A 14159-nucleotide genomic window follows, 5' to 3' on the forward strand; every position below is an offset into this window, starting at 1 on the left:
AGCCGACCCGGACATTTCGGCCATAACAACCCGGAATTCTGGTCAGGATTCCGTCAACAGGCAGTTACGTGGCATGGTCAGTGTTCCGGGACGGCCGTACGGACCTCGTCCGCGAACCGTCCGGCGGCTTCGCGCAGCCCTGAAGCGTCCGGTCCGTGGCGCAGCACGCCCCGGCTCACGCTGGGCACGACATTGCGCACCGCGGCGCCGAAGACGCGGGGAAGATCCGCCGGCGTCGCACCCTGGGCGCCGATGCCGGGGGCGAGCAGCGGCCCGTTGACCGACAGATCGACACCGGTGTCCCCGAGGGTGGCGCCGACCACCGCGCCCACGGATCCGAGCGGGGTCGCACCCGCGTTCTCGGCCGCCAGGTGGTCCAGCATCACCTGGGCCAGCTGCCGTCCGTCCGCCGCGGTGGCGCGCTGGACCTCCGCGCCCTCCGGGTTCGAGGTGAGGGCGAGCACGAAGACACCCGCGCCGGAGACCGCGGCGGCGTCGAGCGCGGGCCGCAGCGAGCCGAAGCCGAGGTACGGCGAGACGGTGACCGCGTCGGAGAAGAGCGGCGAGTCCTTGTCGAGGTAGGTGGCCGCGTAGGCCCCCATCGTGGAGCCGATGTCGCCGCGCTTGGCGTCCATGAGCACGAGGGCGCCGGCGGCGCGGGCCTCCTCCACGGCCTTCTCCAGGACGGCGATGCCCCGCGAGCCGAAGCGCTCGAAGAACGCGGACTGCGGCTTCAGCACGGCGACCCGGTCGGCCAGGGCCTCGACGACCGTACGTGTGAAGCGCTCCAGCCCCGCCACGTCGTCGTTCAGGCCCCAGGAGGTGAGCAGCGAGCTGTGCGGGTCGATGCCGACGCAGAGCGGCCCGCGGGTGTCCATGGCGTGGCGCAGGCGCGCGCCGAAGGGTTCAAGGGTCACTGCATGACCTTCCGTGTCTCGGCGCCGACGGCTTCGGCGAGGGTGGCGTACGGGGATGCGGCCAGGCGGGCGGCGAGGCCCTTGTGGATCGCGCGGGCGTAGAACGGGCCCTCGTAGATGAAGGCGCTGTAGCCCTGGACGAGCGTGGCGCCGGCCAGGATGCGCTGCCAGGCGTCCTCGGCGTTCTCGATGCCCCCGACGCCCACCAGGGTGATCCGGGTCCCCACACGGGCGTACAGACGGCCGAGGACCTCCAGGGAGCGCTCCTTGAGGGGCGCGCCGGAGAGTCCGCCGGTCTCCCCGACCAGGGAGGCGTCGGACCTCAGGCCGAGTCCCTCGCGGGCGATGGTGGTGTTGGTGGCGATGATGCCGTCCAGGCCGAGCTCGACGGCGAGGTCGGCGACCGCGTCGACGTCCTCGTCCGCGAGGTCCGGGGCGATCTTGACGAGCAGCGGGACCCGCCGGGTGGTGACCGTGCGGTCGGCGGCCTCGCGCACGGCGGTGAGCAGCGGGCGGAGCGACTCGGTGGCCTGGAGGTTGCGCAGGCCGGGCGTGTTGGGCGAGGAGACGTTCACGACGAGGTAGTCGGCGTGGGCGGCGAGCCGCTCGGTGGACTTCACGTAGTCGGCGGCGGCCTCGGCCTCCGGCACGACCTTGGTCTTGCCGATGTTGACGCCGACCGTGGTGCGGAAGACGGGGTTACGGGCGGCGAGCCGCTCGGCCACGGCCGCGGAGCCCTCGTTGTTGAAGCCCATGCGGTTGATGAGCGCCCGGTCCTCGACGAGGCGGAACAGCCGCTTCCTGGGATTGCCGGGCTGCGGCTCTCCGGTGACCGTGCCGATCTCGATGTGGTCGAAGCCGAGCATGGACATGCCGTCGATGGCGACGGCGTTCTTGTCGAAGCCGGCGGCGAGCCCGAAGGGACCGTGCATCCGCAGGCCGAGGGCCTCGGTGCGCAGCTCCTTGTGGCGGGGGGCGAGGGCGGCGGCGACGAAGGTGCGCAGCACGGGGATGCGGGCGGCGAGGCGGATCCACCGGAACGCGGCCTGGTGGGCCTGCTCGGGGTCCATGCGCTTGAAGACCAGCTGGAAGAAGAGTTTGTACATCAGGGAGTCCTCATGAAGAGGGGGACACCGTTTCCGGTGTCCCCCAGTGCTGGGCTGCTAGTCGCGGGCCGCGATCAGGTGTTCCGCGTGTTCCTGGAGGGAACGTACGCCGACGCCTCCGTGGTTGAGCGCGTCGATGCCCTGGACGGCGGCGGCGAGCGCCTGGACCGTCGTGAGGCACGGCACGGACCGGGCCACGGCCGCGGTGCGGATCTCGTAGCCGTCGAGCCGGCCGCCCGTCCCGTACGGCGTGTTGACGATGAGGTCGACCTCGCCGTCGTGGATCAGCTGGACGATGGTCTTCTCGCCGTTCGGGCCCTCGCCCTCGGAGAGCTTGCGCACGACCGTGGCGTTGATGCCGTTGCGCTTGAGGACCTCGGCGGTGCCGGAGGTGGCCATCAGCTCGAAGCCGTGGGCGACCAGCTCGCGCGCCGGGAAGATCATCGTGCGCTTGTCGCGGTTGGCGACCGAGATGAAGGCACGGCCCTTGGTGGGCAGCGGTCCGTAGGCGCCGGCCTGCGACTTGGCGTACGCCGTGCCGAAGACGGAGTCGATGCCCATGACCTCACCGGTGGAGCGCATCTCCGGGCCGAGGACCGTGTCGACGCCGCGGCCCTGGATGTCGCGGAAGCGCGACCACGGCATGACGGCCTCCTTGACGGAGATCGGCGCGTCCAGGGGCAGGGTGCCGCCGTCGCCCTGCTTCGGCAGCAGTCCCTCCTCGCGCAGTTCGGCGACGGTCGCGCCGAGCGAGATGCGTGCGGCGGCCTTCGCGAGCGGGACCGCGGTCGCCTTCGAGGTGAAGGGGACGGTCCGCGAGGCGCGCGGGTTGGCCTCCAGGACGTACAGGATGTCGCCGGAGAGAGCGAACTGGATGTTGATCAGTCCGCGCACGCCGACGCCCTTGGCGATGCCCTCGGTGGAGGCCCGCAGCCGCTTGATGTCGTAGCCGCCGAGGGTGATCGGGGGCAGCGCGCAGGCGGAGTCGCCGGAGTGGATGCCGGCCTCCTCGATGTGCTCCATGACGCCGCCGAGGTAGAGCTCGTGGCCGTCGTAGAGCGCGTCGACGTCGATCTCGATGGCGTCGTCGAGGAAGCGGTCGACCAGGACCGGCCGGGTCGGGCTGATCTCGGTGGACTCGGAGATGTACGAGGACAGCCGGGTCTCGTCGTAGACGATCTCCATCCCGCGGCCGCCGAGCACGTACGACGGGCGTACGAGGACGGGGTAGCCGATCTCGTCGGCGATGGCCTTGGCCTCGGCGAAGGTCGTGGCGGTGCCGTGCTTCGGGGCCGGCAGCCCGGCCTCGGCGAGCACCCGGCCGAAGGCGCCGCGGTCCTCGGCAGCGTGGATGGCCTCCGGGGAGGTGCCCACCACCGGTACGCCGTTGTCCTTGAGCGCCTGCGAGAGGCCGAGCGGGGTCTGGCCGCCGAGCTGGACGATGACGCCGGCGATCGGGCCCGCGAGCGACTCGGCGTGCACGATCTCCAGGACGTCCTCCAGCGTGAGCGGCTCGAAGTAGAGCCGGTCAGAGGTGTCGTAGTCCGTGGAGACGGTCTCCGGGTTGCAGTTGACCATGACGGTCTCGTAGCCCGCGTCGCTGAGCGCGAAGGAGGCGTGCACACAGGAGTAGTCGAACTCGATGCCCTGGCCGATGCGGTTGGGGCCGGAGCCGAGGATGATCACCGCCGGCTTGGTGCGGGGCGCGACCTCGCTCTCCTCGTCGTAGCTGGAGTAGAAGTACGGCGTCTTCGCGGCGAACTCGGCGGCGCAGGTGTCGACCGTCTTGTAGACCGGGCGGATGCCGAGGGCGTGCCGGACCTCGCGTACGACGTCCTCGCGCAGCCCGCGGATCCCGGCGATCTGGGCGTCGGAGAAGCCGTGCCGCTTCGCTTCGGCGATCAGGTCCGCGTCCAGGCGCTCGGCGGAGGCCAGCTCGTCGGCGATCTCCTTGATCAGGAACATCTGGTCGACGAACCAGGGGTCGATCTTCGTGGCGTCGAAGACCTCCTCCTGGGTGGCGCCGGCCCGGATCGCCTGCATCACGGTGTTGATGCGGCCGTCGGTGGGGCGGACCGCCTCGGCGAGCAGCTCGGCCTTGTCGCCCGGGTCCCCGGTGAAGGCGAACTGCGAGCCCTTCTTCTCCAGGGAGCGCAGGGCCTTCTGCAGGGCCTCGGTGAAGTTGCGGCCGATCGCCATGGCCTCGCCCACCGACTTCATGGTGGTGGTGAGGGTGGAGTCGGCGGACGGGAACTTCTCGAAGGCGAAGCGCGGGGCCTTGACCACGACGTAGTCGAGGGTCGGCTCGAAGGAGGCCGGCGTCTTCTCGGTGATGTCGTTGGGGATCTCGTCGAGCGTGTAGCCGACGGCCAGCTTGGCGGCGATCTTGGCGATCGGGAAGCCGGTGGCCTTGGAGGCGAGCGCCGAGGAGCGGGAGACGCGCGGGTTCATCTCGATCACGATGATCCGGCCGTCGGACGGGTCGATCGCGAACTGGATGTTGCAGCCGCCGGTGTCGACGCCGACCTCGCGGATGATCGCGATGCCGATGTCACGCAGCCGCTGGTACTCACGGTCGGTGAGCGTCATCGCCGGGGCGACGGTGATGGAGTCGCCGGTGTGGACGCCCATCGGGTCGAAGTTCTCGATGGAGCAGACGACCACGACGTTGTCGTTCTTGTCGCGCATCAGCTCCAGCTCGTACTCCTTCCAGCCGAGGATGGACTCCTCCAGGAGCACCTCGGTGGTCGGGGAGAGCGTGAGGCCCTGTCCGGCGATGCGGCGCAGCTCCTCCTCGTCGTGGGCGAAGCCGGAGCCGGCGCCGCCCATGGTGAAGGAGGGGCGGACGACGACGGGGTAGCCGCCGAGGGTGTCGACGCCGGCGATGACGTCGTCCATGGTGTGGCAGATGACGGAGCGGGCGGACTCGCCGTAGCCGATCTTCTGCTTGACGGCCTCGACGACGCCCTTGAAGAGGTCGCGGTCCTCGCCCTTGTTGATGGCCTCGACGTTGGCGCCGATGAGCTCGACGCCGTACTTCTCCAGCACGCCGTTGTCGTGCATGGAGATGGCGGTGTTGAGCGCGGTCTGGCCGCCGAGGGTCGGGAGCAGCGCGTCGGGCCGCTCCTTGGCAATGATCTTCTCGACGAACTCGGGGGTGATCGGCTCGACGTAGGTGGCGTCGGCGATCTCCGGGTCGGTCATGATCGTCGCCGGGTTGGAGTTCACCAGGATGACGCGCAGGCCCTCGGCCTTGAGCACACGGCAGGCCTGGGTGCCGGAGTAGTCGAACTCGGCGGCCTGCCCGATGACGATCGGACCGGAGCCGATGACCAGGACGGACTGGATATCGGAGCGCTTAGGCACGCTGGCCCTCCATCAGGGATACGAAGCGGTCGAAGAGGTACGCGGCGTCGTGCGGGCCCGCGGCTGCTTCGGGGTGGTACTGGACGCTGAAGGCCGGCTGGTCGAGCAGCTGCAGCCCTTCGACGACCTGGTCGTTCAGGCATACGTGGGAGACCTCGGCACGGCCGAAGTCCGTGTCGGAGACCTTGTCGAGCGGGGCGTCGACGGCGAATCCGTGGTTGTGCGCGGTGACCTCGACCTTGCCGGTCGTGCGGTCCTGCACGGGCTGGTTGATGCCGCGGTGGCCATACTTCAGCTTGTAGGTCCCGAAGCCGAGCGAGCGGCCCAGGATCTGGTTGCCGAAGCAGATGCCGAAGAGCGGGGTCTTCCGCTCCAGGACGCCCCGCATGAGGGCGACGGGGTGGTCGGCGGTGGAGGGGTCGCCGGGGCCGTTGGAGAAGAACACTCCGTCGGGCTCGACGGCGTACACCTCGTCGAGGGTGGCGGTGGCGGGCAGGACGTGCACCTCGATGCCGCGTTCGGCCATGCGGTGCGGGGTCATGCCCTTGATGCCGAGGTCGATCGCCGCGACGGTGAACTTCTTGGTGCCGACGGCGGGGACGACGTACGCCTCCTTGGTGGCGACCTCGGCAGCGAGGTCGGCGCCCTTCATCTCGGGGGCCTGGCGCACCTTGGCGAGGAGCACGCCCTCGTCCTCGACGGCGTTCCCGGAGAAGATGCCGACGCGCATCGCGCCGCGCTCCCGCAGGTGGCGGGTGAGCGCGCGGGTGTCGATGCCGCTGATGCCGACGACGCCCTGGCTCGCGAGCTCCTCGTCCAGGGAGCGGCGGGAGCGCCAGTTGGAGGGGGTCCGGGCGGGGTCGCGCACGACGTAGCCGGAGACCCAGATCCGTCCGGACTCGGGGTCCTCGTCGTTCACGCCGGTGTTGCCGACGTGCGGGGCGGTCATGACGACGACCTGGCGGTGGTACGAGGGGTCGGTCAGCGTTTCCTGGTAGCCGGTCATGCCGGTCGAGAACACCGCCTCGCCGAAGGTCTCCCCCACGGCCCCGTAGGCGCGGCCGCGGAAGGAGCGGCCGTCCTCCAGGACGAGTACGGCGGGAGCTTTTCCTGCTCCCCGGGTGGAGATCGTCATCGTGCGGTGCCTTCCGTCGTGCTGGTGATGGTGCTGGTGAGGTGGTCACCGGCCGCTGCGCCGGTGAGGTGGCCGATGGCGTCGACCCACGCCTGGTGCTCGGCCGAGCGGTCGGAGCGGAAGCCGGAGTCGATCAGCCGGTCGCCGTGCGCCCAGGTGATGACCAGCAGGCCGCCCTCGGGCAGGACCTTGCCGGCGAGCGCCCTCTCCAGCCTGGCTTCGCGCAGTGCGGCGGCCGGTACGAAGAAGTCGGCGGCTCCGGGGCGTACGACGTCGAGGCCCTGCTCGGTGAGGGTCAGCTCGACCCTGCTGCGGGTGCCGAGGCCGTGTGCCACGATCCGGTCGAGCCACTGGCCTGCGGTCGTCGAGGCGTGGTAGCGGCCGGTCAGCGTGAGGAGCTGCTCACCGTCCGCGAAGCCGTCGGGGGTGGTCGCGAGCTCGGGCAGGCCGGACTGGAGGCTCCCCCGCCACTTCCATCCCTGGCGCATCAGCCAGTAGACGAAGGCGATGAGGACGACCAGTCCGAGGACCCAGCTGATGCGGGCGGACCAGTCCGTCACTTCGGCCGACTTCTCTTCGGCGGCCAGCTGGTACAGCTGATAACTGGGGGTGAGTGTTGTCACGCGAGCTTCCCGTCGACGACCGTGGCACGGCCCCGCAGGAAGGTGTGGGTCACTCGGCCGGGCAGCTCGCGACCCTCGTAGGGAGTGTTGCGGCTGCGGGAGGCGAAGCCCGCGGGGTCCACAGCTCCACGGTATGCCGGATCGACCAGGGTGAGGTTGGCGGGCTCACCCGCCGAGACGGGCCGGCCGTGTCCTTCGAGCCGGCCGATGGCCGCGGGACGGGCCGACATGCGGTCGGCGACGCCCGCCCAGTCGAGGAGCCCGGTGTCCACCATCGTCTGCTGGACCACGGAGAGCGCGGTCTCCAGGCCCACCATGCCCATGGCGGCGGCGGCCCACTCGCAGTCCTTGTCCTCGTGCGGGTGCGGTGCGTGGTCGGTGGCCACGCAGTCGATGGTGCCGTCGGCGAGGGCCTCGCGCAGGGCCATGACGTCGGCCTCGGTGCGCAGCGGCGGGTTCACCTTGTAGACCGGGTTGTAGGTCCGTACGAGCTCGTCGGTGAGGAGGAGGTGGTGCGGGGTGACCTCGGCGGTGACGTTCCAGCCCTTGGACTTGGCCCAGCGGACGATCTCCACGGAGCCGGCGGTCGAGAGGTGGCAGATGTGCACCCGGGAGCCGACGTGCGCGGCGAGGAGGACGTCGCGGGCGATGATCGACTCCTCGGCGACGGCGGGCCAGCCGCCGAGGCCGAGCTCGGCCGAGACGACGCCCTCGTTCATCTGGGCGCCCTCGGTGAGGCGGGGCTCCTGGGCGTGCTGGGCGACGACGCCGTCGAAGGCCTTCACGTACTCCAGGGCGCGGCGCATGATGACCGCGTCGTCGACGCACTTGCCGTCGTCGGAGAAGACCTTCACCCCGGCGGCGGAGTCGTGCATGGCGCCGAGCTCGGCGAGCTGCTTGCCCTCCAGGCCGACGGTGACGGCGCCGACGGGCTGCACGTCGCAGTAGCCGGACTCCTTGCCGAGCCGCCAGACCTGCTCGACGACGCCGGCGGTGTCGGCGACGGGGAAGGTGTTGGCCATGGCGTGCACGGCAGTGAAGCCGCCGACCGCCGCGGCCTTGGTGCCGGTGAGGACGGTCTCGGAGTCCTCGCGGCCGGGCTCGCGCAGGTGGGTGTGCAGGTCGACGAGGCCGGGCAGCAGGATCTGCCCCGCCGCCTCGATCACGGTGGCGTCGCCGGCCTCCATGCCGGTGCCGGTCTCCGTGATCGTCTCGCCGTCGATGAGGACGTCCTGCGGCTCGCCGCCGAGGATCTTCGCACCGCGGATCAGGATCTTGCTCATGGTTACTTGTTCTCCTCGGTACGGGCGGAGGCGGAGGGCAGGGCGGTCTCGGAACCGCCCAGCAGCAGGTACAGGACGGCCATGCGGGTGGAGACGCCGTTCGCGACCTGTTCGACGGCGGTGCAGCGGTCGGAGTCGGCGACCTCGGCCGTGATCTCCATGCCGCGGACCATCGGGCCGGGGTGCATCACGATGGCGTGCTCGGGCATCCGGGCCATGCGCTCGCCGTCCAGGCCGTAGCGGCGGGAGTACTCGCGCTCGGTCGGGAAGTAGGCGGCGTTCATCCGCTCGCGCTGCACCCGGAGCATCATGACCGCGTCCGACTTCGGGAGCACGTCGTCGAGGCGGTAGCTGACGTCGCAGGGCCACTGCTCGACGCCGACGGGCACGAGGGTGGGCGGGGCCACCAGGGTGACGTGCGCACCGAGCGTGTGCAGCAGGTGCACGTTGGAGCGGGCCACGCGGCTGTGCAGGATGTCGCCGACGATCGTGATCCGGCGGCCTTCGAGGTCGCGGCCGATCCCCGCGTCGGGGCCGACCAGCCGGCGGCGCATCGTGAACGCGTCCAGCAGCGCCTGGGTGGGGTGCTCGTGCGTGCCGTCGCCTGCGTTGACGACGGCGCTGTCGATCCAGCCCGAGGTGGCGAGGCGGTACGGGGCCCCGGAGGCGCCGTGCCGGATGACGACCGCGTCGGCGCCCATGGCCTCCAGGGTGAGCGCGGTGTCCTTGAGCGACTCGCCCTTGGAGACGGATGAGCCCTTCGCGGAGAAGTTGATGACGTCGGCGGAGAGGCGCTTGGCGGCGGCCTCGAACGAGATCCGCGTCCGGGTCGAGTCCTCGAAGAAGAGGTTCACGACCGTTCGTCCACGCAGGGTGGGAAGCTTCTTGATCGGCCGGTCGGCGACCCTGGCCATCTCCTCGGCGGTGTCGAGGATCAGGACGGCGTCGTCGCGGGTGAGGTCTGCGGCCGAGATGAGGTGTCGGGGGGTCCGGGGGTTGTCGCCGGGAGGGCGCAGCATCTGGGGGTCTCCGTGAAGGGTGGAGGGATCAGGCAGGCAGGCGTGCGGAAGCAGCCGTGCGGCCGACAGGGCGCACGGGACGTGACTCGGCTACTGCTCGCCCGCCGGGACGGCCTGCTCGCCACCGAGCAGCACGGCGTCACGGCCGTCCTCCTCGGCGAGCTGGACCTTGACCGTCTCCCGCAGCGACGTGGGGAGGTTCTTGCCTACGTAGTCGGCCCGGATCGGGAGCTCGCGGTGTCCGCGGTCGACGAGGACCGCGAGCTGTACGGCACGGGGCCGGCCGATGTCGCCGAGCGCGTCGAGCGCGGCGCGGATCGTGCGGCCGGAGAAGAGCACGTCGTCGACGAGGACGACGAGACGGCCCTCGATGCCCTCACCGGGGATCTCCGTGCGTGCGAGGGCACGCGCGGGGCGCATCCGCAGATCGTCGCGGTACATCGTGATGTCGAGTGACCCGACCGGCGTCTTCCGGCCGGTGATCTCTTCGAGCTTTCCGGCGAGCCGGCGGGCGAGGAACACTCCCCGCGTCGGGATGCCGAGCAGCACCACGTCGTCGGCGCCCTTGGCGCGTTCGACGATCTCGTGGGCGATCCGGGTCAGTACCCGGGCGATGTCGGGAGCCTCCAGAACGGGGCGTGCCGCATTGCCGGTGTGGTCATGCTGTGCGTCCATAAGAAACGGACCTCCTTCTCCGCCTCACTGGACGGACGTTAAAGGACGTCGAAATTGCGTCATCCACGTTACCAGGGCTTATGCGAGGCCCTGACCCCGCCCCCGGGAGGCCGCAGTCCGGACCTTTCGGCTTGACGCAGCCAAGTAACGCTGCGTAACCTCACAGTGAGTTACCAGCCACGCGGCCCAGCCGCAGAATGTTCCAGCGTCCGGGGAGCCTTATGTCCAGCGAATACGCAAAGCAGCTCGGGGCCAAGCTCCGCGCCATCCGCACCCAGCAGGGCCTCTCCCTCCACGGCGTGGAGGAGAAGTCGCAGGGCCGCTGGAAGGCCGTCGTGGTCGGTTCCTACGAGCGCGGCGACCGCGCGGTGACCGTTCAGCGCCTTGCCGAGCTGGCCGACTTCTACGGCGTTCCGGTGCAGGAGCTCCTGCCCGGCACGACCCCCGGCGGTGCCGCCGAGCCCCCGCCGAAGCTGGTCCTCGACCTGGAGCGCCTCGCCCACGTGCCGCCGGAGAAGGCCGGACCGCTGCAGCGTTACGCGGCGACGATCCAGAGCCAGCGCGGCGACTACAACGGCAAGGTGCTCTCCATCCGCCAGGACGACCTGCGCACCCTGGCCGTGATCTACGACCAGTCGCCGTCGGTCCTCACCGAGCAGCTGATCAGCTGGGGCGTGCTGGACGCCGACGCGCGTCGCGCGGTCGCCCACGACGAGGGCTGACCCCCACCCCACCCAGACACATGACGCCGGACCGGCGGGGCCCTCGGGCCCTGCCGGTCCGGCGTTTTCCGTGTCCGGCCGGGCCGGTACGCCGAAGGGCCCACGGTCGCGTGCGACCGTGGGCCCTTCGTTCGGCTCGATGCCGTCGGAGGCTACTGCTCCCGGCGGAGGTTCGGCTTGAGGTCCTTGAACCGGGCCAGCAGGCCGTTCACGAAGGTCGGGGAGTCGTCCGTGGAGAACTCCTTGGCGAGCTGGACCGCCTCGTCGATCACCACGGCGTCCGGCGTCGAGTCCATCCAGATCAGCTCGTACGCCCCGAGCCGCAGGATGTTCCGGTCGACGACCGGCATGCGGTCGATCTCCCAGTCCACGGCGTAGGTGACGATGAGGTCGTCGATGCGGTCCGCGTACTGCGCGTACCCCTCGACCAGCTCCATCGTGAATTCACCGACCGGCGGCTGACGGTCGTCGGTCCGCGAGAGCCGTACCCAGTCCGCGAGGACCGTCTGCACGGACTCGCCGCGCTGGTCGGCCTCGAAAAGGATCTGGAAGGCGCGCTTGCGGGCCTTGTTCCGGGCAGCCACGGTTAGCTGTTCACCCGGCCGAGGTAGTCGCCCGTACGGGTGTCGACCTTGATCTTCTCGCCGGTGGTGATGAAGAGCGGGACACCGATCTCGTAACCGGTCTCCAGCGTGGCGGGCTTGGAGCCACCGGTGGAGCGGTCGCCCTGCACACCCGGGTCGGTGTGCTGGATGGTCAGCTCGACCGCGGCGGGCAGCTCGACGTAGAGCACCTCGCCCTCGTGCTGCGCGACGGAGGCGGTGAAGCCCTCGATCAGGAAGTTGGCGGCGTCACCGACGGCCTTGCGGTCGACCATGAGCTGGTCGTACGTGCTCATGTCCATGAAGACGAAGTACTCGCCGTCCATGTACGAGAACTGCATGTCGCGGCGGTCGATGGTGGCCGTCTCGACCTTCACGCCGGCGTTGAACGTCTTGTCGACGACCTTGCCGGAGAGCACGTTCTTGAGCTTGGTGCGCACGAAGGCGGGGCCCTTGCCGGGCTTGACGTGCTGGAACTCGACGACGGACCAGAGCTGGCCTCCGTCGAGCTTGAGCACCAGGCCGTTCTTGAGGTCGTTCGTGGAAGCCACGGTTGCGGAATCTCCTGGACTGAAGCTGGTGGACGACCGAGGATGCGCGCCGGAGCCTCCGCGAGGAGTTCTCCTAGAGCGCGAGCAGCTCCTTGGTCGTAATGGTGAGTAGCTCGGGTCCGCCGTCCGCCTCGGGGCGTACGACGAGCGTGTCATCGATCCGGACACCGCCCCGGCCCGGGAGGTGGACCCCCGGTTCGACGGTGACCGGCACGCAAGCGTCCAGTTTACCCATGGCTGCCGGTGCCAACTGCGGGTCCTCGTCGATTTCGAGCCCGACCCCGTGACCGGTGCTGGGCTGGAGGCACTCCGAGTGGCCCGCCGAGTCCAGGAGATGGCGGGCCGCACGGTCCACGTCACGGTAGCCCGCGCCTGGTACGAGAGCCTCCCGTCCGGCCCGCTGAGCGGCGAAAACAAGGTCGTAGAGCTCGATCTGCCAGTCCGCGGGGCTGGTCCCGATGACGAAGGTCCGGCCGATCTCGCAGCGGTAGCCGCGGTAGTTCGCCCCCAGGCAGACGGAGAGGAAATCACCTTCCTCGACCCTGCGGTCGGTGGGCCGGTGGCGGCCGAGACCGGAGTGGGGGCCCGTCCCCACGGAGGTGGCGAAGGCCGGGCCGTCGGCGCCGTGGTCCACCAGCCGGCGCTCCAGCTCCAGGGCGAGATGGCGTTCGGTGCGGCCCACCAGGATGGATTCGAGGAGCTCCCCGAGCGCCTGGTCGGTGATCTCGGCGGCGATCCGCAGACAGGCGATCTCCTCCTCGTCCTTCACGAGGCGCAGCTGCTCCACCGTGGTGCCGAGGTCGCCCAGGCGCAGACGCGGGGCGACGGCACTCATGGCGCGGTGACGCGAGACCGTCAGGTCGTGCTCCTCGACCGACAGGGAGTCGACGCCCAGGCCGCCGGCGAGACCGGCCGCCGCGACGACCGGGTCGCCGTCGGCGTCGGGGAGGACGGTCAGCCGGAGCTCCTCGTCGGGGCGCCCGTGGGCGGGGTCCCCCGTGGGGGCGCGCGGGCAGAGCAGGACGTCCTCGCCGGGGCCGAGCAGCAGCACGGCGCCGGGCGGGGCCCCGCCCGCGAGATAGCGGACGTTGGCGGGTCGGGAGACCAGGGCGGCCGCGGATCCGGCGGCGGCGTACCGGTCACGCAGCAGCCCGCGTCGGACGGCGTACACCTCTGACATGTTTCCGAGCCTACGAGCGCGCGGCGGGCCCCGCCCGGTCAGCGCACCCGACCGGGAAACCGGCCGGTCGGCGGCACGGGAACCCGCCGGTGAACCGCCATGGAGACCGCGCGGCCGCTACCAGGCGGGCGGGCTGGCTATGGAGCGCGCCAGGACGTCGTCGAGGACCCGGGCGGTCGTCTCGACGTCGTAGGTGGAGTTGTCGATGATCGGCAGGCCGGAGCCGTACCAGCCGGCCATGCGGCCGTGGATCCGGGCGACCTCCTCGTCGGAGAGCCTGCGGTTCCCGCTGCGCGCCGCGTTGCGCTCCAGGACGACCTCCAGGCCGGGCAGGAGGACCACGGGCAGCAGTCCGGGGCCCACATGGCGCTTCCAGCCGCCCAGGCCGACGACGGGCCGGTCGGGGAAGACCGCGTCGTCGAGGATGCAGGAGATGCCGTTGGCGAGGAAGTTACGGGCGGCGAAGCCGCAGGTGCGCCGGGCCAGGCGGTACTGGGCCTCGGAGTGGTCGTTCCAGCCGGCCTGCGGGTCGGCGAAGCCGGAGCAGACCCACTCGCGGACGTCGTCCAGGGAGACGTGCGCGGTGGGGACCCGGCGGCGGCCCGCCCAGAGCTTGGCGACCGTCGTCTTGCCGGCCCCCGCGGGCCCGATCAGCAGCACGGCCAGGGTCGCGGCGCCGGTGCCCGGCTCGGCGGGCGGCGCGGGCAGCGGGACGGGGCCGCCGGGCGGCAGCTGGATGTGCCCCGTGGTCTCCCGGGAGGGCGGGACGGGGGCGTGCTGGGGCCCGGGCGCCTGGGGCTGCGGCCCCGGCCCCGGTGCCATGGGAGGGGGCGGCGGCCCCGCTTGCCCGGGGTGGCCTGAGTGCTGGGCCTGGTGCGTCCACGGCCCGTTCCCGGGACCCTGGGGCGGCGGCAGCGGGGCCCCCACTGCGTGCTGCATCCGGTGCCACTCCGTCTCGTACAGGCAACTGGCGCTGGTCG

General features: G+C 70.9%; 13 protein-coding genes. 1 reads left to right on the forward strand and 12 read right to left on the reverse strand.

All coding sequences use genetic code 11. The features are described 5' to 3' along the window. Positions 1-77: 77 nt before the first annotated feature. The 8 genes from pyrF to pyrR form a co-directional block, all read right to left on the reverse strand. Positions 78-917, reverse strand: coding sequence for an orotidine-5'-phosphate decarboxylase (gene pyrF, locus ACZ607_RS27255; protein WP_469738738.1), 840 nt, complete (start codon positions 915-917; stop codon positions 78-80). After that, a complete protein-coding gene (locus ACZ607_RS27260; RefSeq protein WP_469738740.1) occupies positions 914-2023 on the reverse strand; it encodes a quinone-dependent dihydroorotate dehydrogenase in 1110 nt (369 codons plus the stop codon). Before ACZ607_RS27260 ends, pyrF begins: the two co-directional genes overlap by 4 nt. Positions 2024-2080: 57 nt before the next feature. Then, positions 2081-5389, reverse strand: coding sequence for a carbamoyl-phosphate synthase large subunit (carB, locus tag ACZ607_RS27265; protein ID WP_469738742.1), 3309 nt, complete (start codon positions 5387-5389; stop codon positions 2081-2083). Then, positions 5382-6524 (reverse strand): glutamine-hydrolyzing carbamoyl-phosphate synthase small subunit, encoded by a 1143-nt coding sequence (gene carA, locus ACZ607_RS27270; RefSeq protein ID WP_469738743.1) that lies wholly within the window; start codon positions 6522-6524, stop codon positions 5382-5384. Before carA ends, carB begins: the two co-directional genes overlap by 8 nt. Next, the gene (locus ACZ607_RS27275) at positions 6521-7147 is read right to left on the reverse strand and encodes a PH-like domain-containing protein (protein ID WP_469738745.1); all 627 of its coding nucleotides are present in this window, start codon (positions 7145-7147) and stop codon (positions 6521-6523) included. Before ACZ607_RS27275 ends, carA begins: the two co-directional genes overlap by 4 nt. Beyond that, positions 7144-8430 (reverse strand): dihydroorotase, encoded by a 1287-nt coding sequence (locus tag ACZ607_RS27280; protein WP_469738747.1) that lies wholly within the window; start codon positions 8428-8430, stop codon positions 7144-7146. Before ACZ607_RS27280 ends, ACZ607_RS27275 begins: the two co-directional genes overlap by 4 nt. A 2-nt stretch (positions 8431-8432) precedes the next feature. Then, positions 8433-9449, reverse strand: a complete 1017-nt coding sequence (locus tag ACZ607_RS27285; protein WP_356712559.1) for an aspartate carbamoyltransferase catalytic subunit — start codon at positions 9447-9449, stop codon at positions 8433-8435. A gap of 90 nt (positions 9450-9539) precedes the next feature. Next, a complete protein-coding gene (gene pyrR / locus ACZ607_RS27290; RefSeq protein ID WP_469738750.1) occupies positions 9540-10124 on the reverse strand; it encodes a bifunctional pyr operon transcriptional regulator/uracil phosphoribosyltransferase PyrR in 585 nt (194 codons plus the stop codon). A gap of 221 nt (positions 10125-10345) precedes the next feature. On the opposite strand from pyrR, the gene bldD reads away from it, so the two are divergent. Beyond that, complete coding sequence (bldD, locus tag ACZ607_RS27295) at positions 10346-10846, forward strand: transcriptional regulator BldD (protein WP_014157378.1); 501 nt, start codon at positions 10346-10348, stop codon at positions 10844-10846. Positions 10847-10998: 152 nt separating this feature from the next. Here bldD and nusB read toward each other — a convergent pair whose 3' ends face one another. The 4 genes from nusB to ACZ607_RS27315 form a co-directional block, all read right to left on the reverse strand. Beyond that, positions 10999-11430: a transcription antitermination factor NusB gene (nusB, locus tag ACZ607_RS27300; RefSeq protein ID WP_469738752.1), complete on the reverse strand. Its 432-nt coding sequence runs from the start codon at positions 11428-11430 to the stop codon at positions 10999-11001. Between the two features lie 2 nt (positions 11431-11432). After that, on the reverse strand, positions 11433-11999 hold the full coding sequence (efp, locus tag ACZ607_RS27305; protein ID WP_329226688.1) for an elongation factor P: 567 nt from the start codon (positions 11997-11999) through the stop codon (positions 11433-11435). A gap of 73 nt (positions 12000-12072) precedes the next feature. Then, positions 12073-13179, reverse strand: a complete 1107-nt coding sequence (locus ACZ607_RS27310) for a M24 family metallopeptidase (protein ID WP_469738755.1) — start codon at positions 13177-13179, stop codon at positions 12073-12075. 117 nt (positions 13180-13296) lie between these two features. Next, on the reverse strand, positions 13297-14118 hold the full coding sequence (locus ACZ607_RS27315; protein ID WP_469738757.1) for a Pro-rich N-terminal domain-containing protein: 822 nt from the start codon (positions 14116-14118) through the stop codon (positions 13297-13299). Between the last annotated feature and the right edge of the window lie 41 nt (positions 14119-14159).

This window comes from Streptomyces sp. NPDC104381, from assembly GCF_055583745.1.